We start from the raw sequence: 25,866 nt of genomic DNA, 5'->3' as shown, positions 1-25,866 counted from the left end.
TTGCTGTGTATTTCAAATAGTTTTTTTAATACATTTCCATAACGTATCCCAAATTTCCGAGACTGTCATATTGTAAAGGATAGCCCCCAGGTTTCCATACCATTCCTTCTGTAATTTCCAAATCTTCAAAAATTGTAAACTCTTGAATATCTTCCTCAGAAAACTGATCTAATGATGTTAAATCATTTGGAAAGTAAAATGTTACAGTTCCTGCAATTTCATCTTGTTTATACACTGCTATCACATGGTTTTCCTCAGTTGTTATTGGAGCCACACCTTCTAAGTGAGGAGCTTGTATTGCATTCCATTCATTTGATATGGTTATACAAAAACCAAATCCAAAACTACAGTCTAAAGATTTAGCTGATAAATAAGAAGTACTTGCCATTGACCTCATTCGTATAGGAACTTTTAAAAGCTCAATACCAATATCAATTCTCATATCTTCAAATGTATAATCCGTAACAGCTGTATTAACATTTTTCAAACTGTTATATTAGGAATTATTCGAGTTACTATCTCAATTCCCCGTGTAGTCTTCACTACAAGAAAACGCCATGAATGATACGAGTAATAATCTTATTAATAAATTAAAGTTGTTTTCCATAATATATAGATTTAATTGGTTACTTATAAATTTATTTTTAAAACCACCATAGAATTCAGGTAATTCTTTAAATGCTGATTCTTCAAACTGACAACAGCTTTTTATGTCAATCAATAGGTAAATTACCTGTTTTTTAAGCAAAATTTTATTAAAAACAAAAATACAAGAGGAATAGCGGCCGAGAATTTAAAAATAGGTGTAAAAATGTGTAGTATATTTCTTTATAAATAAAGAGGATGAAACATCTTTTAGACTATTTCATCCAGATTGATTATTCCGATTTTTGTACAATATAATATAGCAGGAATCATATCAGGAAAATTATATTTACATAATAGCTCCCAAATTATATAAAGTGATTTTCCTTTTTCGGCTTCGTTAAAACGATGCAAATTTATGTTCAAGTTTAATTAACCATTTTTTTCGTTTCTCCATGCTAACTTGTTTGACTTGATTATAACTTATCCATTTTCTGTTTTTAAAACCAATTTTCCAAAAAGTTCCTACAATCATTGCTTTTTTTATAGCATTTCCAAACAGCAACCCATACAAATAATCAGGGGTATTCATTGTTGTAATCATTGTAATCCCTTTGACGTTATTCCACAACGGTTTCATACGAGTATTGCCTGCATTGGTATAATCGTAAGCCAGACCTGGAAAAATCACTTTATCCACAAAACCTTTTGTCATTGCTGGCATTAATTCCCACCAAATAGGAAAAATAAATATTAAATGGTCGGCATTTTTTATTCTATTGCTGTACTCAATGACTTTGGGATCAGTGGGCATTTTATCTCGAAAGCTTTTTAAATCTGCTGCCGTCATAACGGGATTGAAATTATCTTTATCCAAGTGAATAAGATCTACTTGGTGTTTGCCTTTTGTAAGTCCGTTTGTTACGGATTCTAATATTGCGTTACAAAAACTTCCGTCATACGGATGATTAAATACGATAACTACTTTCATTTTATGATGTTTAAAATTCACAGCACAAAAGTCAGTACTTTGGAAAAGATTGACGATAACAATTGTAAAGAAATGTCTATCGTCTATTTCTTATTCTGCTCAACGAAACGGGTGTAATTCCTAAATAGGAGGCGATATAATGTTGGGGAACGCGATGTAAAATTTTTGGATTATTTTTTAGTAGTTCTAAGTATCTTTTTTCTGGATTGTCTTTAATTCGGGAAAGAAATAGTTTCTGATAAAATATTAATCGCTCAAAAATATATTTATCTATTTGATTTTTAATAGTGGCTGATGTTTCAGTTATTATTTCCAGATCATTTTTAGAAATAGCATACAGAACGCAGTTTTCAATACTTTCTATGGTAAACAAACTTGGCTGGTTTGTTCGAAAACTTTCTATTGAAGAAACGCTTTCACCTTCAAAGAAAAACTGAAAAGTAATATCTTTCCCCTCGTTGTTAAAACAAATCCTTAAACAGCCTTTCTCAATATAAAATGCTTGTTTGGCAATTTCGCCTTCCTTTAGTAGCATTGTCTTTGCAGGAATTTCTTGCCGTTTGAAAAGATGTTTGAAAGTATCCCAGGCTGCATTTTCTATTTTAAATTTGTCCATTCTTAATAATTATTTATGACATCCACTAATTCAGGTTTCTACTGGCTGCTGGATTAAATTATCTGTTTCATATCGATAATAAAAAAGCAAGTAGACGTTTTTGCTTGGTATTATTCTGCTCCCCTTTTATTTTTTCTTTCCGTCGTCGAACAGCCCGTAGCGGTAACATTCCGCATATAATTATGGCGTAAGCAATTCATTTGCCCAATTGTTCAGTAAACCGAATAGCCTTGGTTTCTCATAAATTGACAAGCTCTGATCTCGTACAGGATTACTTGAAAAACACTTATTGATTAATAGATTTGTCTCATCCTAAGCCAACAATAAAAAATATAATTCCTATTGTCATGATGCAACCAGCACCTATGTTTTTTTAATTTTCACCAACACTAAATTTAAAAAAAAATAATGAGTCCTTACCCCTATTTTCCTGTAAATTAACGCAAACAAAAATTAGTTCCTTCCGATAAAACATCGATTTTTGTATATGAAACAAGCCCCTATAAAAATGAAAATCCAACTAGTTCTACTTCATAAAAAAGTTTGAAATAACAATTTCAAACTTTTTAAGCAGCAGAAGTTATCGTATAGTACAGACGAAATTACTCCGTATATAATGTGTATATATCCCTTTGATTCTAGAGGTTTTAGCACTATCCCTATAGTTGGTTGATAATTCGCTTCGATTTTTTCAAAAAACCGCAGTCAACTGAAGTATGCCATGGGCTCTAATGGGCTGTTTAAAAAGAAGGAGTTTTTGATTGGTCGTTTTCCTCTAATGCTATGAAATATTTGGTGCGTCCGAAACGGTGTTCGCATTCTTTATTGCCGTACAATGCACTTGGTTACTTTCTTAGTACAAATCTTGAAATGAATAAAAATAATTGGAAACGGCACCTAGCTCCGACTTCCGAATTCCGTAAGAAAGTTAGCTCTAGCCTTATGTATATACTTAACTTTGAAGCTAAACTGCGTCTCCCTCTTTTTATTTGAGCACTTATTTTTTTGCAAATATTTTATAAAAGTACGCCTCTCCACTTGGGAGCGTCAGTATCCACTTCTACTACAACAAACAGCCCTCCGTTTGTTTTGCCCACTTCTTTCTACTTGTCGAACAAGTAATTTTGCCAAGTCAAAGTGGAGCAATAAAGTTGCATTTGAACATTTTTAAGCATAAAAATTTTGATACAGATTGTCGCAGCAAAAATCTTATCCATGCCGGTCTTTTTTTATCATTAAAAATGCTTTTCCGATTACTCCCGGAGATCTAATGAATTAAGAAGCGACTATTTTGAATTGACAGACAGCGAGAAAAACCCTTTGCTACATACGATTGAAAGCGATAAAAATTATCCAAGCGAATCATACCCCAGAGGTCTTTAATCTTGGAATGAACTGTTAAGGAACTGCTGAATAAAAGGTTGATTATTTTCATTGTCACCATATACCACGCTATAAAGAAGAAATGGCCACTCCAAAAGCTCGGGTGCTGAATGTTAATCCAGAATGAGGGAAATTATTAAAAGAGCGGGGTAAAAAGAGCGGTATAGTCACCATTATATAGGCCCTGCTACCGTAATCTAAGCATCTATTAAGAATAAGTCACGGATTGCAAATAACTATTTAAAATGTGCAGCAAAAACCTACCGATGAGTCAGCTATGAGCTAGTTGAATGCCGATTAAAGGCCATTCTTTTATTAAAACAAAAAGTGACTCCGATTAGTAGTTAAGCGAAGTCACTTTTAGAACCAGCCGTATGGCGGTTTTTAGAGCAGTGCTAAAGTTTTTTCAGCAAACAGCTTTACTCTTCTTTCCAGTTTCTGATTTCGTCTTCGATTTGTTCTCGAGTTCTTCCACTTTTTTCTTGCATTTTACCGACAATTTCGTCAAATTTTCCATCGGCAAATGCTTGTTCATCGTCAAACCAGTCTCCATATTTTTGTTTTACGGCTCCTTTGACGCGATTCCACTTTCCTTCTAATTCTAAGTTGTTCATAATTACTAATTTTAGGGTTATTAAATTCTTATCCGACCAACGCTACGCAGTAGTTTGGGCGGCATCAGTGTTTTTTGTGCAAAACTTGGGTAGTTACACGACTAAGTGCATCACCGTACGAGTTTGCTATGCGTCTGCTTTTCCATTGATTTCGGAAGTAGCCAGTTTAGAAAGGTCTTCGTCGGTTTTTTTCTCCTGTTCGAGTATCTCCATCAGTATTTTGGAGGCCTCGTCGTATTTTAGGGTTTTAGCATAAGCGATTAAAGTACCGTAAGTGGCGATTTCGTAGTGTTCAACCTTTTGGCAAGCGGCTATAATACCCGAATCGCGTACGGCACCCTCTTCTGTTTCTTTTAGAATGGTATTTCCCTCCTCTAGAATTCCTGCCATGGCTTCGCATTTTTTGCCTTTGGCTGGTAGTTCCAGCGACTCGAAAACGCGTTCTAAGAGTTCCAACTGCTGCTGTGTTTCACCGTGGTGTTTTTCGATAGCCTTTTGTAATTTGCTCGAAGTGGCGTTGACTTTCATTTTATCCAAACCTTTAAGTATGGCTTGCTCTGCCCAGAACATGTCCTGAAGGCTGTCTTCAAATAATTCTGCTAAATTTTTTGCAGCATTTTTTTTTGGTGTGGTTTTCTTTTCCATTTTATAAATTTACTTTTTGGTTATGCTTTATTGATGTATGCAGGGCTTTTGCTGTTGAAAAGGAGCTCCCCCAGCTTATTGTTAATAAGGCAGCGTGCAGTTGCCGTACGCAGCAGCGCACGCATACCTTAAACACTCAAGCTGAATTGAATTGAGGACTCGTCAAATTAATCGGACTGGCAGTGATTCATTTCCCTTTTGACTTGATTTAATTTCTTTTTAATTACCAGTGCCAGGACCGCTACTCCAATAGTGGTACAACACAGGATTTTTCCGATTTTATAAAAAGCTGTTTTTTTCATAATTTCTAAATTTTACGTTATTGATATAGAAAACTTTACTGTAAAACTGAGGGCGATTGTGGGTTTACTTCCTAACATAAGGATAAACCCGCTGTATATGTCCTATCCCATCAGTTTAAGATTGCTTAGGAAGAGCGTGAAAAATTTACTCTTCCATATGGGCCAATCTCCGCTTATCGGTATCGAGTTTTATTTTCAAAACTTGATATTTAGCGCTATTAATAGTATCAGTGGAACTATTCAGCCTAAAAATAGTTACAAAAGACAATACTGCTAGCACCACCATAATCAGCATTAAAACAAGATTTAAACTGAAATGAGGGAAATAAACGGATGTCATTTTGCATTTACTTTTCATGATAACACTATTTTTAATTGAGAACTAAACTTAAATTCTAAAGCCTTATTTTTTAATCTTTAGCAGCTAGGATTTTTCAAAAAGCTCTTAAATTGCGCAAAAAAATCTTATAGTAGCTGCTCAGAAGAACACGGCATTTTTGTAGCAGGGCGATGACGGGCGCTTAATGTTTATGCCGCAGCAGTTAAAAGCACTGTTCAAGATCAAGTCCTTTAAATTCGCGTTCGAGGCCCTTGTATGACCCGAACTAGTATCATAATAACCGCAACCACTAACAAAATATGTATTGCTGCACCAAGCAGTTGACCGAAGGCAAAAAAGCCAATCGCCCATCCTATAATGAGGATGATAACAAGTAACCAGAAGATGTTTCTCATAATTTTATTTTTTACATTAATATTTATTTATTCCAGCCTATTTATTATTCTACCTATAGTTGCTTATGGAATCGATTAAGGGTATAACCTGCGTTTGACATTTGATAAAATACTTGGCTTTGGTTTGTTTGTCGCCAATTTTGACAGACACCTGCTCTTGGTCAAGTATATTAAAAATGGTTTCATCGGTAACGTCGTCGCCCACAGCCATTATAAAGTCGGGTTGTATTTCCGAAATAATTCGCTGCGAGATACTTCCTTTACTATAATGCAGGGGTTTGATTTCCAGTACGCAGTCTCCTTGTAAAATTTCGCAATTGTAATTTTTTGTCATATATTCCAAAGCCTTAATCAGGTTATTTTTCCATTCGATAATTCCTGCAAAAGATACTTTTCGGTAATGCCAGGCCACAGAGTTGTCTTTATCCTCGATAATAGTACCCGGCAGGCTAAACAAGTGAAATAGTTTGACTACTTCACTTTTCCAATGCGCTACAGCATGGGTGTATTTTTTCCATTGTGCATCGGGATATGTTCCAGACAAACCGTGGTTTGACACGAGAAAAACATTTTTATTAGACAGGTATTTTTCCAGAAACTCTTTGTTTCTTCCACTGATGATCACTACAATATTGGCGGGATTTTGAGCAAGTTTTGTCAAGCAGTCCAGCAGGCATTGGGAGGGAACACTATTTTTAGGATGGGGTTTGAAAGGAACTAGAGTACCGTCATAATCCAACAAAAAAAGGCGTTTAGCTGCTCTAAAATACTTTAACTTAATGGTCTGCAACCGATTCCCGACCAGTTCCAACGGCTTTTTCGAAATTTTTTTTTCCTCGATGTCAAAACGTCTGCGCCTTTCTTCAAAATGACTGTTCCAACGGTGGTGGTCGAATTGTTCAATAGATTGAAACAAGCTTTTCATACGCGCAAGCTTTTCGATACCCACCATGCCTAAGGCCGTATTGATAGCCGCTGCGGTAGCCGTGGTATTGTACGGATTTATCAAGATGGCATCTTGCAGTTGTACGGCTGCGCCAGCATGTTTACTTAAAATCAAAACGCCATCGCCCTGTTGCTGACATGCTATATATTCTTTGGCTACTAAGTTCATCCCGTCTCTAAGTGAAGTGACTAGACAAACTTGGGCAAATCGGTAAAAAGCGACCAATTCTTCTTGGCAAAAACTTGTAGAAAAAAAATGTATCGGTTTCCACGACGGACTTCCGTATTTACTATTTATACGCGCGACTGTAGCGTTTACAGTTTCGCGCAAATTCCCATAAGCTGGTATATCTTCCCTAGAGGGAACCAAAATCATGACAAAGGAAACGCGGGTAAGGTGCTCGGGATAGTGTTTTAAAAAAAGACCTACGGCCTCCAAGCGCTCGGTTATTCCTTTGCTATAATCCATCCTATCTACGGATAAAACCACTTTCAAATTTTTAAACACCTCTTTGAGATGCAGGAATTTAAATTTATAAGGATCGCTGTCCAAGGCCTTTTTAAACGACAACATATCGATACCCAAAGGACAATAGCTGATATCGATTACGCGACTATTATAGATAAAGGTATCGTTTTTGTCGGCTTGCAGTAGGCCGTTGAAATAAGCGGTATTCAAAAAATTCTCACGGTCCTTATGGGTGTGAAAGCCGATGCTGTTGGCACCAAGCAAACCGTTTAAAAGCTCTAGATACCAGGGATTTTGCATAAATATTTCTTTGATAGGAAAAGGAATGTGCAAGAAAAAAGAACTGTTTACTTGCTCATTTTTTATACGCAACAATTCGGGAAGCAACAGCAGATGATAATCCTGTATCCATATATGAGCCGCTGAAGCAAGAGAATTAATGTGATTGCAGAAAATATTATTGACCTCCTTATAGGCCAGCCATCCCTTTTCCTGATAATTTGCCAAGGTAGGCTCATAGTGGCATAAAGGCCAGATTATTTCGTTGCAAAAATTATTGTAATAGGTGACTGCTAAATCTTTGTCCAGAAAAACAGGAATTAATTTTTTCTTCCACAATTCGTCCGTAATTAATGCTTGTAAGGCGGGATCTGCAACCTCGCAACCCACCCATCCCATCCAAAAGGTATCGGGCCGACTTAATAAATTGGCTAAACCACTAACCAATCCACCGGTACTGGGAATGATTTCGAAAGTATTATTCTTTAAAACAATGGTAATAGGTAATCTATTAGAAACAATTAGCGTATCGATTTTCATAGAGATGGTGCTTTTGGGTTATTAGTTAATTCTTCACATTTTCGGTAGTTCGGTTTTGGTGGATGACGGTTGGAAAATCAGTTAAAGCAACTTTGGGCAACCCTTTGAAATTTTAATAATATTATTAAGCTTATAACAAATCCTTACTTAAATATTAACAAGAACTGTACTAAAATATAAACAGTAGAGCAACAAGATGAAATTGTACTGCCCAAAAAAAGGCGCTTACCGTATGTAGACGCTATATATTATATTACAATCAATTTTATTGCAAATAATTTATAATGAAATAAAAAATAGAATTACCGCAGTAAATAATTATAAAATATGTGTAGAAATTCTACAATTAGTAGAAAAATTACACATATTGATGAAATTACGTTGTAAATCCCTAGTTGTTTTTTTTTGGGGACGAAAAAACTTATAAAAATATTAAAATAAACACAAATCACTCATTAGCAATAGTTTATACAAAAAACCAAAAAGAAATGGAAGCTATTATGAGTTCACATTATCTTTTAAGACCACCACACCGAACTTCAATAAATTTAACTTAACATTTTAACATAAATTGACGCAAGTAATTAACACAAATAGACTTTTATGTATCATTATCCCATACTGGCTTTAGAAAATAAAAACACCCCACTATTTTAGCCAAACTTCTAACAATTCCACTTATTTCAAGCGTCTTTAAAGCGAAGTCTGCTCTTAATTAAGAATGTTTTTTAGTAGCTTTTTAAAAGCAGCGTTTCGCCATCGTTTGGAGAGTTCCAAAAAAATATGCACAGCTCTTGCAGTTGAGATAGTAACTGTGATTTTTATGACAGCTAGTTATCACAGTAAATATTAACCAAAAAAGAATTATTATGAACAATCAAAATTCAAGAGGCAGACAGTCTCAAGGGAGAAGTAGACAGGATCACTTTTACCAATTAGCAGAAGAAATCTATCAGTTGGGCTACGAGCACGGATACGACGACGGTTTCGACGAAGAAACTTACGACGATGAAATCGATCACGAAGAATTCGATCAGTATTTTGACGAAGGAAATTTCGGCGGGCGAAACGATCATGATGATGATTACGAGGACGATGATTACAATGATTCTGACAATTCACAGGATTTTGAGGAGCAAGATCATCCCCGTGATTCGCAAGGTCGATTTGTATCCAGAGGCAGCGGTTCTGGTTCTAACGGAGGCTACAGTGATTCAAGAGGATCAGGCTCTAGAAGCAGCAGCGGATCGGGAAGCGGTAACAGCAGATCGGGAAATTCTAGAGGTTCGGGAAGCGGCAACAGCAGATCGGGTAATTCTAGAGGTTCGGGAAGCAGCAACAGCGGATCGGGAAATTCTAGAGGATCGGGAAGCAGCAACAGCGGATCGGGAAATTCTAGAGGATCAGGAAGCGGTAACAGCGGATCGGGAAATTCTAGAGGATCTGGAAGCGGTAACAGTGGATCGGGAAATTCTAGAGGATCGGGAAGCGGTAACAGCGGATCGGGAAACTCTAGAGGTTCAAGAAGCAGTAACAGCGGATCGGGAAACTCTAGAGGTTCAGGAAGTAGCTCTAGCAGTGGGAACAGTTCAAACAGTAATTCCGGCAGAGGATTTGCTTCTATGAGTAAAGCAAAGCGCACTGAGATTGCCCGAATGGGAGGTAGAGCATCACACGGTGGAGGACGTAGTTCGAATTCCGGACGTGGATCATCTTCTTCGCGATAATTATTTGAAAACATGAAAAAGAAGGAGATCCAGCCCTCCTTCTTTTTTTTTTAAAAAACTATATTATGAAAGCAGTCAAAAAACAAAGCAACTCCAATAAAGGAGAACAAGAGTTTGAAAAATTATATCACACACTTTTAAAAGGAATCTTCCACACCGAACAGGCCATATTAAAAGCCTTGCCAGAAATGCGTACTCATGCCACCACTCAAGAACTCCAAGAGGCCTTCGAAGACCATGAAATCGTAACCAGAAAGCAGATAATGCGCTTGGAGCGGATATTTAAGACCCTAAATATCGACGCTAAATCCGAAAAATGCGAGATTATGGATACTTACAGCAAGATGGTTCAGAAACTGCTGCGCGAAACAAAAGACCACAGCATGGTTCGCGATGCTGGACTAATTGTAATAGCGCAACAAATTGAACACTATGAAATCGCCACTTACGGCGGTCTGCTGCAATTTGCGCTCGCGCTTAACGACCATAAATCGGCTTCGCTTTTAGAAGAGTCCCTGGAAGAAGAAGAACAAACGGATATGGATTTGACGGAAATTGCCGAGCGAGATATCAATTTGGAGTCCGCGGAGGAAGAAGAAGAAGAAGAAGACGACGACCAAGAGGACGCAAATGATAAAAACGATGCCGATCATAAAAATGAGGGGTCGCCGTATCGAACTGATTATTCCGGCAATCCTGCAGATACTGAGGATTCGGAAAAGGTTAAAAAAAATCAAAAGAACTTCGAAGAACGTACAGCTACTGGTAGTCCGACTTTGAAGAGCAGTGCTAAAGGCGCAGCTGCCATATCCAAGAACAAAGCGAAATAAGACGAACGGTCTCCATTTCCTTTGGCTTAAGGGAGCTGTAGCTGTATAACCGCTAAACACGTTCTTCTACCATTCATCGATCAGCTGCAAGCTTTTTTTAAATCTGCGTTTATCTCTTTTTGTCCGCTTGCAGTTCGATCGTGTTTATTATTACTACTAAAACACAAAACGACGATGAAAACTCCTATATCTTTCAAAAAAGTTCCGATAATCCCAGTTTGTTTGTCACTACTTATCGCCTTGACGGTTCTTTCTTGTCGCGATGAAAAATCGGTTAAAAAAGACCGTTATAAGGAAACACCAGACGAAACCACACGTACCAAGCGCTCCATACATGAGTCCAATCCGAAAAGCGAGGTTACTGCTGAGAAGATGCGCAACTACGAAGACCTACTAAAGATTCAGTTGCATTACGCCAGTCAAGCGAAAACACAAGCAAAGGCTACTGAAGTACAGAGCTACGCCAGCAAACTAATGGTGGAATATCGCAATAACAGGGTAGAAATGGAAAAATTAATTGGTGAGGAGCTGCCGAGAAGCAGTCAAGATTTCGCTGTTCAAACCTCGGGCTTTCCCCTAACATTAGAGGCCACCGACTCCAAAGACTACGATCAGGTTTTTTTAGAAACCCTTATTAAACTTCAGATGGAAACGCGCGATGTTTTATGGCAAAATCTTAAAAACACTTCCAATAATGATGTAAAAACATTTTACGAAAAATTGAGTCAGGAAATGGAATTGCAAATCGATTATGCGACCACCTTGCTAAATAAATTATAAACGCTAAAATTTTACAATTATGAGAAATTCAACAATAAAAGGACTTTTACTGCTCGGTATCTTTAGCCTGCTTTATGGCTGTAAAGAGGCACCCAAAAAGCCCGAGAAAATGGCACAAGAACAAAATGAGGCTAATATGCGAAACAATACCGTGGAAAAGGAATACGCGCAGCTGTTGGTTGAAGTGATCCACGATCAGCTCTATGAAGTGGAATTGGGCAAGGTGGGGCTTAAAAAATCTCAAAATGCCAAGTTAAAAGATTTTGCAGCAGTTTTGCAAAAACACCATCAGGCTCGTCTAGAAAAACTGCAAGCGCTGGCCGCTGAATTGGAGTACTCCATTCCCAATAACCTCTCGGATCAGCAGTGGGACGACTTAAACAAATTAGAGAACCAAAAGCCGAACGACTTTGATCGAACTTGGATTAAAGAAGTTATTTCCAAACACAATTCCTCGGTTAACACCTTAGTAGACGGAATTGAGGATACCACAAATATGCGGATTAAAAGCGAGCTCAATGAAACCCTACAAGAAGTACGCTCTCACTTGGAAACAGCCACTCAGTTTGAAAATTCCTTAAAAAAATAACCAAAACAAAAAGACGAAAATTAATTTCGTCTTTTTTTATTGTAGTACTGCTTGCTATTGCTGAATCCGATTAAATAGGATTGAGTTTTTCGTTTTTATAGAGTTTGCGAAAGTCCGCAGGGCTGATTTGTACTAATTTGTGGAAGTTTCTAAAAAAATTAGAATAATTCGTAAATCCACAAATATCTGAAATCGCTTTAATAGACAAATTCGAATATATTAATAACTCTTTGGCATATCGGATTCGTTCCTTGATGTAAAAGTGATAAAAAGTTTCGTGATACAGCAGCTTAAACCCTTTTTGCAGCGCACTTTTTGAAATCTTAAAATCGACAGAGAGCTCTTCCAGCGAATAGATTTTTTGGTAATCATTGTTAGCGAGCAAGTTTCGAATCTTTTGGATTTTACTTTGATCTTCCAAATCGATTCCCATCTCAGACATGTATTTCTTCAAATCAATTGCCGGTTTATCGTGGGCGATCGGACCGATAATAGCGAAACTCATCCATACCTCCCTACTGACTCCCATAAAGTGAAAAGCACAATGTCCCAAAATGACTTTACCATTAATAGACAGGTGCAGTGCAAAAGAATTTCGCTTGGCCGGTGATTGTAAAAACATCAAGAAATTCTTCAGCCATTTATCCTGATCTTTTTCGACAATTAAATCGAGCGCCAGACGTCCAATAAAATCAAATTTGTCCAGTCTATCATCCATGGTATGAATAAGCGAAATATCGAGTATTTTCCCTTCGTGACTCAATTTGGTGATGGAGGAAGTGACGTATTCATATCCTACCCCCGGCTGTAAAGAAATAAAATATTTGAGATTATTTTCATATTCTTCCGCAAGCATATTAAAGACCACTTCTGCACTTGAAAAATCATCTCCTATAAAAGACTCGGACAATCGAACGCTATAATTACCTTTTGAAAGATCAATTAAGGAGTCTATAAAAGCTTGTAAGCGTATTTTACTTAAAGTAATTGACATCTATAAATCGGCTAATATTTATTAATTATCTGCATGGCTTCATCAAAACTGCTAACAATATAGTGAAGCAACTTGTTAAGTGGTTGATTTGTAAAATAATTAAGAATAGATAAGGGTAGTATTTGACTACAAATGTACACTACAAAAACAACTAAATTAGGGCCGATGCTCTGCAATAAGCATCGTGCTTCCAACGAAATACCTACGATTTCGTCAATATCACAAATTACATAAACACTTTTATCCTGCTGTAACTGAAAACGATCAAATAAGATTTCTTTTGCAACCACAGCATCTATATAGACCCCCTTTTTAAATTTCATAAAAAGTACGTCTTTTCTGACAAAAGTATATATAACAAATTTATTTTCAAAATAATTAGCCATCTTGTTGGTTTTTTTATAAGATATATTTCATTGATTTACTAAGAGATACAAATTTTCACCACTGTATACATCCGCCCTTATGTAGGATAAAACACGGCTTTGCCACGCCCTCTACCGCTTTGTACCGTTTGAAGCAGCAACCAAAACAGCATTGAAAATTGGCGATAAATGCAGTATAAACCCCTGCATACCCCTAGACAAACATACCGGTGGCACACTATATAGGCAGCGAGGCGCAAAAGCCGGCTCCGATACTCACAAAAGGACTCGCTGCCGACAAGAGCACCGAATTTTACAGGGTTTTTTGCGTGCTCAAGGAGCAACTTGGATTCAGCGCTTTTAGGAATACCTAAAAAGCGCCAACGGCCACGACTGCAACTGATATTTCTTTTTGTTTTCGAGCTCCAAAATCCCGTGTTGCATTTTATTAAATACGCTATTTTTATAAAGAAATTTCATTTCAAAATACGCGAGTTTACTCGGATATTCCAGGGCTTTATAAAGCATTTCCGAAACCCCTTTGCCGTTATTGATATTACAGCTAAAGGGATTAGAAGGCATAAATTTATCTTGAAAGGCTGTACAATCAATTAAAATTCCCTTTTGATTGTGTTGAGCCACTATATATTCTTGTTGACTTCCATTCCAGCTACTAGATGGATTTGTAGATAGGTATACGTCCGATAGGCGCAAATAGGCGTAGCGCAGCTGCAAGTCGGCCTGTGAATGATACAGATGAATGGGTTTCCAAACAAGTGTTCCATAGCGAGCATTGATATGTCCCACTTTACTTTCGATAACTGCTATTAGATTCTGCGAATCAGAAAAATTTCTTAACTGCGTATTAAGCATAATAACGAAGCTCACTTGATTGATTTTGTCGGGATAGACTTGGAAAAAAGAACTAATGATATCCAATACTTTTAAACACTGGGCAATTTGCATGTTTTCGAAGTAGGAAAAAACGAGCTGTAGTCGCTTTAATTGTTCGCGCAGTTCAATCATCATCTTTTGCACTTTTACCTCGGCCAGCGTATTTCTAGTCGGACGGACATCAATCCCTAAAGGCAAAACAAAAACATCTTCCATAAAGGACGCCGAAGTTTCTGATTGGACGGATCCGTTTATACTGATATATCGGTCGCGTTCGTAACATTGGTAAAAGTTAATACGGTCGTTGTAGTTTTCAAAAACCAAATAGTCACATTGTCCTAGACTCGTCAAAAATTCGGTTGCCCAAGGCAGAGCCTGATAAATGTCGTAATGGGGAAAAGCATTTAAGTAGAAGTAGTTAATTTCGCCACATTGGCTCTGCATATTGAGCAAGCTGGGCAAGAGGGCCAACTCTTGACCAAACAAGTACAAGGAGGTATTTAGCATTTTGTACCGCTTTAATTGATGAACCATTTCGCGTAGCACTGTATGGTAATTCCGCCACAAATCCTCCTTGTAGGCGCCTTGGCTCGGGGCAAAAGAACTGATAGCATTTAAGGTATCATCACAAAACTCATTGAAATTGTTCCAGGCCTGCTGGTCGATAAAAACAGGATAGAAGTGGCGCTGCGCCAACTGCTGCACAATTATATCCCTTTCGTTCTCGCTTTCAGGAACAAAGGGTATTATGCCCGCGCAAGCGGCATTCAAGCTGGTTTTAAAATTATCTAATTGAAGGGAAAATACATCCCAACACGCTTCTATTACAAAATCATTTGGTGCTGACCTTCGGATTAAAACGGGAAGTTGTCTGGTAATAAATACTTTTTTATATCTCATGATTTCCTGTTTACAAAGTTATCCTTCCACCTGTAGCGGGCACGATTGCGCCAGAAATATAGGAGGCAGCCGGACTGGCTAAAAACACGTATATCGGTGCAATTTCCGCAGGTTGACCTGGCCGACCTATCGGCGTATTGTCGCCAAATTCGGCGAGTTTTGAAATGGTAGTCGGAATTAGTGGCGTCCAAATTGGCCCTGGCGCCACGGCATTTACGCGTATGCCCTTATCCTGTTCCAACAGCATTTTGCTTAAGCTTGCGGTTAAATTTTGCAGTGCGGCCTTGGTACTGGCATAACCCAACAGGCCGGGGTTTGGATCGTAAACATTGACCGAGGTGGTATTGATGATACTTCCGCCCTTAGGAATGTGTTGCAAGCCATATTTAAGTAAATAAAATAAAGGGTGCACGTTGGTATTAAATGTTTTTTGCCATTCTTCAATGGAAATATCCTGCAAATTTTCGTGCTCCATCTGAAACGCTGCATTGTTAATTAGTACATCGATTTTACCAAATGCTTTAATCGTTTTTTCGACCAGACTTTTACAATGTTTATGGTCTGTTATATCCCCTTGCACCAACAAGCAACGCCTGCCCTCCTTGGCAATCCAGTTTTGAGTGTCATGGGCATCGTCATTTTCGACCGCAGAGAGGTACGAAATTACTACATCTGCCCCTTCCCTAGCAAAAGCGATAGCCGCGGCTTTTCCAATACCAGAATCGCCTCCTGTGATCAGGACGACTTTATCGGTAAACAATCCAGTTCCTCTGTAGGAATATTCGCCGTGGTCGGGATAGTTTTTCATTTGGTGTTCAGACCCTGGCGGAGATTGTTTGGGTTCTGTACCGGTGTAAGAGGATGATTCCTCATACCTATCGTTTTGTTTTTCTTTCATAGTAATGGAGTTAAAAGATTATTTTTTTTCCAGCCTCGATTATTTAGGTATAAAAGTCAAATTCCGTGCTAAATTTAGAAAATCGTCCATAAACTGCATTTTGCGAATTACTAAATCACTAAAGACATATAATTCACATCTATCAACAATAAATACAAAAAATAAAAACGAGGAATAAATACCCAATATGGGTAAAAAACACCCATTTCGCAACAACATTTCCTTATAAAGCTAAAAACAACTCTCCCTATTCGGTAATAGATTACATTAACTTTTGTTGGACTAAAAAACAGCAACAAACGATAATATCTTCTAAATAATACACAAAACCAATAAAAACAACGTTTTATCACCTATTTACAAAAAAAATGTCCGATAAAAGGGAAATAATATAACCCCTACTAAGAGTTACAGCAACCCATTGCAAATGTTCTAGAGAATATATTCGTCATAAAAAAAATGCACTATTGCAATAAAAAAAAATATTAATTTACAAACTTGAAAATATTAGCACGCATTTTGCAAGTGATATTATAAGAAATATTGGAATCCATTTTTAAAAACTAGCTGTCACTAATTTTTAATTAACCAAAATTTTTTTACTATGAATAATCGCAATTCAAACCACAGAAATCACCACACAGAATCATCACGTAATACTGATTCAAGATCACGTCAACATCAGGATTCTGACTCTCGCTTTACGAACTCACAAAACGACCAGTACGATTATCCCCGTGCGGAAGGACCATTAGAGCGTTTCGAAAGATCGGAGCGTTATGGCAACGACAGTCACTCGTATAACGACAATCGGAACCACTCAAACTATAATCAAGACAATAGCTACAACGATCGTGACCATGATTACGGGAATAATACTAACTATCGCTTTGATGATAATTCCACTGATAGAAATAGTTCTGGTGAATATTTTCACAACGATGAAGATTACTTTGATGATAACCAGAATAACGATACTTATTTAGATCATGATAATTCGCTAAACTTCATGTCTAGAAGTTATGATTACCATCACAATACCGATCGAGAAAATCGCGGCAATAATTACGAGCAACAGTACGACGGCGACCGTGGTGATTATCATTCGCGCGATTCGTATGACATGGACAACTACGGAGGCCATTCGAGAGGCTCGAGAGGTTACCAAGACCAAGGCATGCAAAACCACCATCAAAACGACTACGGATATCAGGATTATTCTTCCAACCGCGATTCCATTTTTAATCAAAACAACCGTTCCAACAATAGCGATCAATCGTTCAACAGCGATCAATCGTTCAACAGCGGTCGTTCCAACAACAGCGGTCGTTCCAACAACAGCGGTCGTTCCAACAACAGCGGTCGTTCCAACAACAGCGGTCGTTCCAACAGTGGTAATGAATCGTTCCGTAGCGACCGCGATCAAGGCAACTACAGAAGACCACAAATATATATGGATCAGCAGGAATCAAGCGATATGCGTATGCATTCGGGACAAGGTTATAACGACTATTCCTCATCGGATAATGATGGGTATTCTAGCGGAAATACTTCCCTAAACAGAAATAGCAGAACCTCTGATGGATCAAGCGGCCAACGTTCCAACAAAAGATCGGGTTTTGGAGGACGTCAATCCAATTCTTAGAGATTCTAACCCTTTGTTTTACCTCGTTCAGACTTAAAACAAACTTAAATTATTTATCCTAATTTTAGCTACAACTATATTAATTATAGTTGTAGCTTCTTTATAAAAAACCCCTTATATGAAAATATCTAAAAACACCGTGGGCGTGGCTTTTGGCAGTGTGCTGATTGTAAGTCTCATGTTATTGTTTCGAAAAAAACTCGAAACGGCCATGTACCCCACCCCAGAGGAGCATTCAGAAAAATCGGAACCCTCTTCAAAATTCATTATAGATATCGTAGAGCTGCAAGAGCGATTGCGCGATATTTCCGATTTAACACACTATCGAATAGCCGTTCCCAACCCGAGTCCGTTAAAAGAATACTGTGAGAAATTTGACCGTTTTTTAACGGAATCCTCAAAAAATTTGGATCATTTTTCCAGTGACAATACTTTAGGACTCCAGTGGAAATTAACCTTTGATAGAAGTAAGCCCAGTTCCGAATTGCTCAAAACAAAATATAAAAAGTTGCTAGAGCAAGGTGATAACGCCGTTATCACCAGCTATTTGAATTTCTTTAAAAGCAGTAGAGAAACTTTAAATAACCTCATACAGGAAGCGCCGAATCAACAAACAAAAGCGATTCTTTTCAATTTACTTAAAAGCATTACCACACAAACAGAGGATTTATTACTAGTCATTTCAGGCATGCTTACCGAGCAACAGCAAAGCGTACACTAAAAAGGTTATGCTCCGATATCGACGCAAAAAAAATCAGGAGTTATTGCTTTTCCTCCGATTCCATCCTTTGTTAATAAGTGTTTGATTACTGGATTTTTTAATAGTCCAAATACTTTACTAAAAAAAGTGCCACATAAGAAATCGTGGCATCTAGAATTTGGTCGGGACTTCCTTTAAACTCTTTTCTAACGCTTTTTTGAACTGAAGGCAGTATGAATTCTAAAAACACAGTACCTACGGGCTTATCTCGATGCTCGCTTCCTCCAGCTTTGGTAAGCCCGGTTACTGCAATAATTACATCTGCTTTTCGAAACATAAGGCGACCCTGCACAGCCATCTGCAAAGTTACCTCTGCCGATTCCGCCGTGTATTGGTCGATAAGTACTTTTGGAATTTTTAGCAGCTCCGTTTTAACATCCGCATCGTAACACACCATACCGCCGACCAATATATCGCCAGAATGCGGTGTACGTGCAAACGAAGCGGCCAAAGCACCTGCGGTTGCGCTTTCTATGAAAGCAATTTTTAGTTTTTTCTTCGCTAATAATTCACTACAATACAAAATATCGATATCTCTCATACTTAATTTTTTGTGGTTTAACCCGAGGCCCCCCCCCATCCAGTAGTACCTCGCAAATTACTTCTAATAGAAGGAGTTCACCCAAAACAATTGCTTTAACGGTCACAAGTTCCCTATGGGGCAGCCTTTGACTCGTCGTCAAAAGTCTTTAGCGTTCTTTTTTTCATGAGCTCGTGTTACCGATACCTCATCCCGTTCAATCTCATGTTCCTCAACATAAACCGCATATTCGGCAGGTTGTATATTTTCACCTTTAAATATGGCATATACCTTAGTAAATTCCGCACTGAAATATAAGATTACGGCTGAGTAATAGACCCAAATTAAAATAATAATCAGCGAACCCGCAGCCCCGTATGGTGTACCCACTTCTGCCTTATCGATGTAAATTCCAATTGCGTAACGCCCAATGATAAAAAGTACTGCTGTAAAATAGGCTCCAACTCTCACATCTTTCCACTTTATTTTTGCATCCGGCAATACCTTATAAATAATTCCAAATAAGAGAGCAAGTACTACAAAATTGACAGACAGACTTAATCCTTTTAGGAGTAGTAGCGATAAATTGGGGAGATAATCATCTAGAAACTGATTAAAAATTGCCAAAATACCGTTGGCGATTAGCGACACTATCAGCAAAAAACCAAAACCTATAATAACCGACCCCGACAGCAAGCGGTCTCTCAACAATTTGAGCCACCCCTTTCTGGGCTTGGCTTTCACTTTCCATATTCCATTAACCGAATCTTGAATTTCACCAAAAACAGTCGTTGCACCAATCACGACGCTGACTGCACCTATAATCAAGGAAATTTTAGTATTGCCAGAAAGTTCGATATTTCTTATAACCTCTTGTACTTGAGCCGCGGCCTCAGTACCAATTAATTTATTGAGTTCGGTAAAAACACTCCCTTCAATGGCATCTTTGCCAAAAAATGTCCCGGCTAAGGAAATGAGCAGCAGCAGCAGGGGAGCGAGGGAAAAAACGGTATAATAAGCCAGAGATGCGCTTAACTTCATACCTTTATCGTCCATAAAAGCGACAAAAGTATCTTTTAAAATCCCCGATACATTTATTATAAAAGTCGATAGTTTGACCATACATCTTTTGTATTTAAAATTTAGTATAAAACCCCTAAAAAGACAGCCTTTGTAAAGCGCAAAAATTTAAATTATCTTCACTTGATTTTTAGTGGTGCCCGGCTTTAAAAACAAAACTAATTTTACCGTTGGGCTCCAAATAGGCCCGGGCAACACCCTCGAAACTTTCTGAATTGGTTTCCAATCTCAGACTGGTAATTATTTCACTTAAGCTGATAGCTGCTGCGGTCATGTTCTCCCACAGCAGTTCTCCATGATCGAATAACAATAAGGGTTTCCCCTTAAAGAAATAGTTTACGCGATTGGATTTGGCAGACAACCAAACCAAAAATCTATTAACACTCACCATAATTGTTCCGACAACTATCGAAGTTAAAAAAGAGGTATGTTCCATGATACCACGTGTGAGTATGGATCCCAGCATTATAATAATAACCAAATCCATGCCTGTTTTTTTTCCAATTATCCTAATTCCTCCAATTCGAAGTAGTACTAAGGCAACAAAATACATAATTATACTACGTAACACTATAGCAATCAATGACAATTCGGTGGTGGTGTTAAAAAAATCTTGAAACATATCAACAATAATTAAACGGAGTTAAGCTGCACAGGTTTCCGATTAAATAGCCCTATTCGTTTCGGGAATCGGATTCATCTTTAAACAAAATCAAGTAAACCAGATACAAACCAATTGAAGCGGCAAATAAAAAAAGGAGAATTGCAAAGCCCGGATATCCACCCAGTGTCCAGGAGGTGGGAATGCGCATCATCAAAGCAGCCCCAAGTATTAATGCGGCAATAATTAATCCTATAGTTATTCGATTGGCTACTTTTTGAAATGCGATTGCAAAACGAGTTTCATCTATAGCATCGACTTTTATCCTAAACGTGTTATCTGCTAAATTTTCGGTGATTTTATTGAGTCGATAAGGCAGCTTTTCGGCCAGTTCTTTTAGTTCGAGCACCGACTGTAAAAAGTGGCCCGACTGCATTTGGTGAACCATTCGCTGCTGCATCAACTCTTCTACGTAATTTTTAACGGTCTGGTGCAAATCATAATTTGGCGCTAAAAAGGCTACAATTTGATCCATATTGAGTAAAATCTTACCCAGTATAGAAAGCTCCACCGGAAGCACTATGCCATTTAGTGCAGCAAATTTATTCATTTCGAGTAATGTTCGGCCGGTTTGTAAATCTTTGGCCTTAGTATTTTCGCTTTGCTGAATTTTGCGCACAACCCTTTTTTTAAATTGGTCTACATGAGCTTTTTTATCGTCGTAAGAACTCATCTCAAGCAGGATATTTCCAGTTTTATCACCGTCGTAATTTCCTAAAGCCATCATTAATTTAAGAATAACTTCCTGAATCGAATAGCTAAATTTTGCAACCATTCCCAAATCCATTATCGCGAGTTGCCCCTTACTATTTATATTTATATTGCCTGGATGAGGGTCGGCATGTGCAAATCCATCTATAATAATCTGTTTTAAATAGCCTTTTACAAAATCATCAACCAATGCATTTACGGGTAAATCCATTAAGGCCAAGGGGGAAAGACTGGTCACTTTTTGGCCGTCTACAAACTCCATAGTCAACACTCGGTCCGAGCAGAAATCTGAAATAGGCAGCGGAACATATAAGTGGTGGAATTCTTTTAAATTTTCATTGAGGGTTCTTAAATTTTGAGCTTCTCTCTGATAATCCAGTTCTTGCAGCAAGATATACTGCAATTCCTCCACCAGCTCATAAATAGAGAATTTACGAGCATTTTCATTATAGTATTCTGCCTGTTTGGCTAGATTAACCAGCACTTCTAAATCCTCCATGATTCTCTTACGGACCCCCGGTCGCTGTATTTTGACTGCTACTTTTTTTCCAGAATGGAGCACTGCGATGTGAACCTGTCCTATAGAGGCACTAGCAAGCGGTTTGGAATCGAAATACTTAAATGCCTTGGAAATTCGCTGACCTATTTGCGCTTTAAATATTTCCGCTACTTCGCGGTATGCGAAAGCTTCTACATCATCTTGCAAACTGCTCAAGGCGTGGATAAATGACGGGGGCAGTAAATCTGGTCGCGTGGAAAGCAACTGCCCTAATTTTATGTAGGTAGGGCCCATATTTTTTAAATCTTCCACCAGTTCTTCGGGGCTATGGTTAAAGTCGCCTGCCATGCGTTCCTCGTGTTCATCCTCCAAATCATCCCCCTCTTTATCGACTAAATCGGCGTCCCAATATTTATTTATAAATATAAAAAATCGAATGTAATGTTCTAATTTTGGTGGTATCAAGCTCATTTGGAAACGGATTAATTGTTTTGAATGTAATAATTTTGACCCTGCATATTGATTACAAAATCCTTGATTAACGCGTACACTATCCCCTTTAAGAATAATTCGTAAAAAGGATGATTCTTAGCAATTGCTCGGAATTCCTCGAGCAGTATTAAACTCTGCTCACTAATATAGTTGTTGTATATAAGCGATTTTGTTTCCGTATCCTGAATGGCATCCATAGTGAGATTGGGGAATAAAATCTCTCTAAAGTATGCACTTAAAAGTTGCTTTTCCATAGATATGTTGACAGAAAAAACAGCTGTTTGCTTTGCTACCCTATAACTTAGGGGCAACCCCAAATCGACTAACATGGTGTGATAAGATTGGTTTTCATCGATATGAAAACTGTCATCAATTCTAAAATCCAGGTGCCTATCGGTGTAGAAAAAATAAATTCCAATATGTTCAGAATCCATCGCAGCGTATTTAACCACTGCGTCTTCTTTATAAACATTATCCGTAACAATAGCTGAGATACCCGATTCCACTTTGGTCGAAAAATGGCTGCCTCTGTATAGCGGATTATCACCATTGACCAGTTGCTTCAGACACTGATTTACCCCTATTGTTATTCTGGGCTCTTTATTAATGTGGTTGTATGTGATTATTTTCATGCTAAGTATCTTTTAGGGTTCTCTCAATAAATTTGCAAATAAACGCGGTAAAATGGTTACTTTAAACAAACACCACAACAGGGGACTTAGTCTTTTCAGTATGCCGTGCTTTGCGCAGCTGCACCTTATTTACGGTGGACTTTAAAACAAAACAGAGTTCTTTTCAGGATTCTAAGGCCTAAATTTACCTACTCCTATTTCGTGTTTTTGTTTCCTTCGCCTTTTTCGGTAATGTTTTTGCCGCTTTTATCTTTCTGCTCCGGCAAGGCGTTACTGCCTTCTTTTATCGCGGAACCTCCTGCTCCCGAATTGGTCTGGTTGGCTTGATTAACGTCTTTTCCCTTAATATCCGTTGGACTTGTTTTTTTATTTTTGTCTTTTCCTGGATTTTTTTTTCCGAATCTTTCATATCTAAAATTTTAATTGGTTTAGTATACTGCATTAATCTGTGTGACTAAGCTTTTACCATCGGTAAACAAGCCGCTCACCAATAGCAAAATTTTTATAACAGCCCCGCTCTACTACTGAAAATAGTGTACTAAAGAGAAAACAACCACAGGGACAACCGCGTCGGCATTGGACTTGTAGCGACCTATATTCCAGGTGGTTTTTTCCTTGTATTGTTGCGCACCGCAAATTCAGTCCTAAGCAAACCGTTACTACATATTTACTTTGACCCCATCACTCCATTGTTCTCGCTACTTTACAAATTCGCACCCTCTTTATGGGCTTGCCGATTTTTTAAACCTGCATTAGAAATCCCTAGCTCCCCATTAGCAGCAATCTTTTTTTACGCACAAGGGAGGGTATGCTGTTAAAAAGGCCAGTAGCTTCGACACTGTTTACTAGACTGTGGCAAAATCTCTTCCATTTTTTGTAAAAATGGTGGATGAAAGAGAAATAAACAAAAAAAAAACTAAAAACACTAGCAGTAGTACCGTGGATTGCTGCACAAAAAATGAGATTTTTTCGCTTGCAATACGGTGTATAGACAATGAGATGAGCGTTGACTAGCGCTTAAAAAAACACAAAACCCCTATTCCGAACACAAATTATTAGCAATAAAAATTTTAATTAATGATATATATAGCGCTTGATGATAATTATGTGAAATATTTACTTAGTATCCACCAATTCAAAACAAAAAAGACCAATAACAATAAATAAAAAACAAATACACTACTATTAACGCATTATTTCTTTATAAAAGCCAACAAAAAGCTATATCAAGCAAGTTATGTTTTTAGGAAATAAATACCCAAATTGTATATTTTTTCCCCACATCGGGGTGGGGTTTGCAAAAAATCTCGCACAACTATTCCCGTAATCACCCGATAAAATCATTTGGTGCGAAACTTGAATTAACAAAACCATCAATCCCACACACAGGCCTGTTACGGATTATTTATTCATAAGGCATACTGCTTTTAAAATTTTACATTATGAGAAAAACAGCTTTAAAAACCTGCCTCGCCATATTTATTGGTTTCGCAGCTTTGGTATTTACGGGATGTAAGGATCAAAGGAATAACCCGGAATACGATCGTCCAACCTACCCTCCGGCTAGTACAACCGATGATCAAAGAAACGAATTTGACCAGGCAGCAGACACTTTATACCCAGGTGGTGATTCGAACCGCACGAATTCTCCATACGATTCTACAAGTACCAATCGCATGAGAGACAATACGCCCGAAAGAACGACCAATACAAACAATTCCGGAAGGTAGCGATTGCCCTTAAACTTATAACCCAATAAAAACGATACATTATGAAAAATATAGTTTTATTAGCCGTTTTTTGTTTTGCCGCAACAGTCACATTCGCACAGCAAAGAACTGCTGCGAATGCGCCGAGATCGCAGCAAGAGATGGAATACGATGAGCAGTTTGTAACAAAAGCTATTGCTGGAGGCACTGCAGAGATGAGAAAAGGCGCGCTAGCACGAAAAAAAAGTAAGAATGCTGAAATTATCCGATATGGCGAGATGATGGAGCGAGACCACCACGCGGTGAACAGCAAATTAAAAGAAACTGCTCAGCGAAGAGGAGACAAAATTTCCGAGCAGCTTCCCAACAATTTGCAGCAGAGCTATAACACGCTTGAAAAATTAGATGGTCTGGCATTTGACAGAGAATACGTTTCTCAGATGGTAAAGGATCATCGAGAAACAATCGATCTTTTTCAACAACAGGCCAAAAATGGCAGTGATCAAGATTTAAAAGATATTGCCAACAGTGCTTTACCTACGTTACAAGAGCATCTTAGGCAAATCGAACAACTCCAAAAAACCATAGATAAAAAATAGTATGTAAAAAGAAACACCGTCTACGGGAAAGACAACCGGCAGTGCTAGTCTCTTATTGTTTTGTTTATTTGTTTATTTGTGTGATAATGCTTATCTTTTAAAGATGAGCATTATCTCTTTTAAGCAAGTTGCCAACAGACCATTTAATCCCGTAAACCCTTAATCGAGAATGCCCTAAAATACGAAATCGAGAAAACGGGCAATGGTTTACGTAAAAAGTTTCGTTCCAGTCCGCGGCACTAAAAAAAACACTGCATCTATCTGTCCGACACCGCATTTAAACAAAAGCCCACAGTCGCCCCCTAGTTTACGACCTAAGTATGGTAAAAACAACTAGCAACTTCACAAAGCACCCCATTTACCTCCTTACCGATGCCAGCTACGCCATGCAGCAAACCCAATTATCCATTACCTTTTATATCAATCCTTTACCAAATATAATCTCATTTAACTGTCGCCTACTATAAGTAAATATCG

At 37.9% G+C, this 25,866-nt stretch carries 25 protein-coding genes; 8 read left to right on the top strand and 17 right to left on the bottom strand.

The window, feature by feature from the left end; all coding sequences use genetic code 11:
• Positions 1-25 precede the first annotated feature (25 nt).
• The 8 genes from ACQZ43_RS10920 to ACQZ43_RS10885 all read right to left on the bottom strand — a co-directional run bounded on the left by ACQZ43_RS10920 (position 26) and on the right by ACQZ43_RS10885 (position 8,104).
• The gene (locus ACQZ43_RS10920) at positions 26-487 is read right to left on the bottom strand and encodes a hypothetical protein (protein ID WP_430612557.1); all 462 of its coding nucleotides are present in this window, start codon (positions 485-487) and stop codon (positions 26-28) included.
• 498 nt (positions 488-985) lie between these two features.
• Positions 986-1,576, bottom strand: a complete 591-nt coding sequence (locus ACQZ43_RS10915) for an NAD(P)H-dependent oxidoreductase (protein WP_430612555.1) — start codon at positions 1,574-1,576, stop codon at positions 986-988.
• A 76-nt stretch (positions 1,577-1,652) separates the two neighbouring features.
• Positions 1,653-2,192, bottom strand: coding sequence for a Crp/Fnr family transcriptional regulator (locus ACQZ43_RS10910; RefSeq protein WP_430612553.1), 540 nt, complete (start codon positions 2,190-2,192; stop codon positions 1,653-1,655).
• Positions 2,193-3,994: 1,802 nt separating this feature from the next.
• Complete coding sequence (locus tag ACQZ43_RS10905; protein ID WP_430612551.1) at positions 3,995-4,189, bottom strand: CsbD family protein; 195 nt, start codon at positions 4,187-4,189, stop codon at positions 3,995-3,997.
• A 126-nt stretch (positions 4,190-4,315) separates the two neighbouring features.
• Positions 4,316-4,834: a ferritin-like domain-containing protein gene (locus ACQZ43_RS10900; protein ID WP_430612549.1), complete on the bottom strand. Its 519-nt coding sequence runs from the start codon at positions 4,832-4,834 to the stop codon at positions 4,316-4,318.
• Between the two features lie 167 nt (positions 4,835-5,001).
• Positions 5,002-5,136: a hypothetical protein gene (locus ACQZ43_RS10895; protein WP_430612547.1), complete on the bottom strand. Its 135-nt coding sequence runs from the start codon at positions 5,134-5,136 to the stop codon at positions 5,002-5,004.
• A 570-nt stretch (positions 5,137-5,706) separates the two neighbouring features.
• Complete coding sequence (locus ACQZ43_RS10890) at positions 5,707-5,871, bottom strand: lmo0937 family membrane protein (RefSeq protein ID WP_430612545.1); 165 nt, start codon at positions 5,869-5,871, stop codon at positions 5,707-5,709.
• 49 nt (positions 5,872-5,920) lie between these two features.
• The gene (locus ACQZ43_RS10885; RefSeq protein WP_430612543.1) at positions 5,921-8,104 is read right to left on the bottom strand and encodes a bifunctional alpha,alpha-trehalose-phosphate synthase (UDP-forming)/trehalose-phosphatase; all 2,184 of its coding nucleotides are present in this window, start codon (positions 8,102-8,104) and stop codon (positions 5,921-5,923) included.
• Positions 8,105-8,973: 869 nt separating this feature from the next.
• Here ACQZ43_RS10885 and ACQZ43_RS10880 point away from each other — a divergent pair.
• From ACQZ43_RS10880 to ACQZ43_RS10865, 4 genes are all read left to right on the top strand, one after another.
• Positions 8,974-9,831, top strand: coding sequence for a KGG domain-containing protein (locus tag ACQZ43_RS10880; protein ID WP_430612541.1), 858 nt, complete (start codon positions 8,974-8,976; stop codon positions 9,829-9,831).
• A 65-nt stretch (positions 9,832-9,896) separates the two neighbouring features.
• Positions 9,897-10,661, top strand: coding sequence for a ferritin-like domain-containing protein (locus tag ACQZ43_RS10875; RefSeq protein ID WP_430612539.1), 765 nt, complete (start codon positions 9,897-9,899; stop codon positions 10,659-10,661).
• Positions 10,662-10,883: 222 nt separating this feature from the next.
• Positions 10,884-11,441: a hypothetical protein gene (locus ACQZ43_RS10870; RefSeq protein WP_430612537.1), complete on the top strand. Its 558-nt coding sequence runs from the start codon at positions 10,884-10,886 to the stop codon at positions 11,439-11,441.
• 19 nt (positions 11,442-11,460) lie between these two features.
• Complete coding sequence (locus tag ACQZ43_RS10865) at positions 11,461-12,030, top strand: DUF4142 domain-containing protein (protein ID WP_430612535.1); 570 nt, start codon at positions 11,461-11,463, stop codon at positions 12,028-12,030.
• A gap of 70 nt (positions 12,031-12,100) precedes the next feature.
• On the opposite strand, the gene ACQZ43_RS10860 is transcribed toward ACQZ43_RS10865, so the two are convergent.
• The 4 genes from ACQZ43_RS10860 to ACQZ43_RS10845 all read right to left on the bottom strand — a co-directional run bounded on the left by ACQZ43_RS10860 (position 12,101) and on the right by ACQZ43_RS10845 (position 16,081).
• Complete coding sequence (locus ACQZ43_RS10860; protein WP_430612533.1) at positions 12,101-13,024, bottom strand: helix-turn-helix domain-containing protein; 924 nt, start codon at positions 13,022-13,024, stop codon at positions 12,101-12,103.
• A gap of 11 nt (positions 13,025-13,035) precedes the next feature.
• On the bottom strand, positions 13,036-13,410 hold the full coding sequence (locus ACQZ43_RS10855) for a hypothetical protein (RefSeq protein WP_430612531.1): 375 nt from the start codon (positions 13,408-13,410) through the stop codon (positions 13,036-13,038).
• A 339-nt stretch (positions 13,411-13,749) separates the two neighbouring features.
• On the bottom strand, positions 13,750-15,183 hold the full coding sequence (locus tag ACQZ43_RS10850) for a trehalose-6-phosphate synthase (protein WP_430612529.1): 1,434 nt from the start codon (positions 15,181-15,183) through the stop codon (positions 13,750-13,752).
• 10 nt (positions 15,184-15,193) lie between these two features.
• Complete coding sequence (locus ACQZ43_RS10845; RefSeq protein ID WP_430612527.1) at positions 15,194-16,081, bottom strand: SDR family oxidoreductase; 888 nt, start codon at positions 16,079-16,081, stop codon at positions 15,194-15,196.
• Between the two features lie 604 nt (positions 16,082-16,685).
• Here ACQZ43_RS10845 and ACQZ43_RS10840 point away from each other — a divergent pair.
• Positions 16,686-17,726, top strand: coding sequence for a hypothetical protein (locus tag ACQZ43_RS10840; protein ID WP_430612525.1), 1,041 nt, complete (start codon positions 16,686-16,688; stop codon positions 17,724-17,726).
• Between the two features lie 118 nt (positions 17,727-17,844).
• Positions 17,845-18,447, top strand: a complete 603-nt coding sequence (locus ACQZ43_RS10835) for a hypothetical protein (RefSeq protein ID WP_430612523.1) — start codon at positions 17,845-17,847, stop codon at positions 18,445-18,447.
• A 97-nt stretch (positions 18,448-18,544) separates the two neighbouring features.
• Here ACQZ43_RS10835 and ACQZ43_RS10830 read toward each other — a convergent pair whose 3' ends face one another.
• From ACQZ43_RS10830 to ACQZ43_RS10810, 5 genes are all read right to left on the bottom strand, one after another.
• Positions 18,545-19,027: a CinA family protein gene (locus ACQZ43_RS10830; RefSeq protein WP_430612521.1), complete on the bottom strand. Its 483-nt coding sequence runs from the start codon at positions 19,025-19,027 to the stop codon at positions 18,545-18,547.
• A gap of 138 nt (positions 19,028-19,165) precedes the next feature.
• A complete protein-coding gene (locus ACQZ43_RS10825) occupies positions 19,166-20,062 on the bottom strand; it encodes a YihY/virulence factor BrkB family protein (protein ID WP_430612519.1) in 897 nt (298 codons plus the stop codon).
• Between the two features lie 154 nt (positions 20,063-20,216).
• Positions 20,217-20,708, bottom strand: coding sequence for a DUF421 domain-containing protein (locus ACQZ43_RS10820; RefSeq protein WP_430612517.1), 492 nt, complete (start codon positions 20,706-20,708; stop codon positions 20,217-20,219).
• Between the two features lie 52 nt (positions 20,709-20,760).
• Positions 20,761-22,428, bottom strand: a complete 1,668-nt coding sequence (locus tag ACQZ43_RS10815; RefSeq protein WP_430612515.1) for an AarF/UbiB family protein — start codon at positions 22,426-22,428, stop codon at positions 20,761-20,763.
• A gap of 11 nt (positions 22,429-22,439) precedes the next feature.
• The gene (locus ACQZ43_RS10810; protein ID WP_430612513.1) at positions 22,440-23,081 is read right to left on the bottom strand and encodes a hypothetical protein; all 642 of its coding nucleotides are present in this window, start codon (positions 23,079-23,081) and stop codon (positions 22,440-22,442) included.
• Between the two features lie 1,442 nt (positions 23,082-24,523).
• Between ACQZ43_RS10810 and ACQZ43_RS10805 the strand changes: the two genes are divergently transcribed.
• The gene (locus tag ACQZ43_RS10805) at positions 24,524-24,811 is read left to right on the top strand and encodes a hypothetical protein (RefSeq protein WP_430612511.1); all 288 of its coding nucleotides are present in this window, start codon (positions 24,524-24,526) and stop codon (positions 24,809-24,811) included.
• Positions 24,812-24,852: 41 nt separating this feature from the next.
• On the top strand, positions 24,853-25,389 hold the full coding sequence (locus tag ACQZ43_RS10800) for a DUF4142 domain-containing protein (protein ID WP_430612509.1): 537 nt from the start codon (positions 24,853-24,855) through the stop codon (positions 25,387-25,389).
• The last annotated feature ends 477 nt before the right edge of the window (positions 25,390-25,866 follow it).

The sequence above is a fragment of the Flavobacterium sp. JP2137 genome (assembly GCF_050562195.1).
In the GTDB taxonomy this organism is placed as follows: Bacteria; Bacteroidota; Bacteroidia; order Flavobacteriales; family Flavobacteriaceae; genus Flavobacterium.
This window is presented reverse-complemented; position numbering and strand designations above follow the sequence as displayed.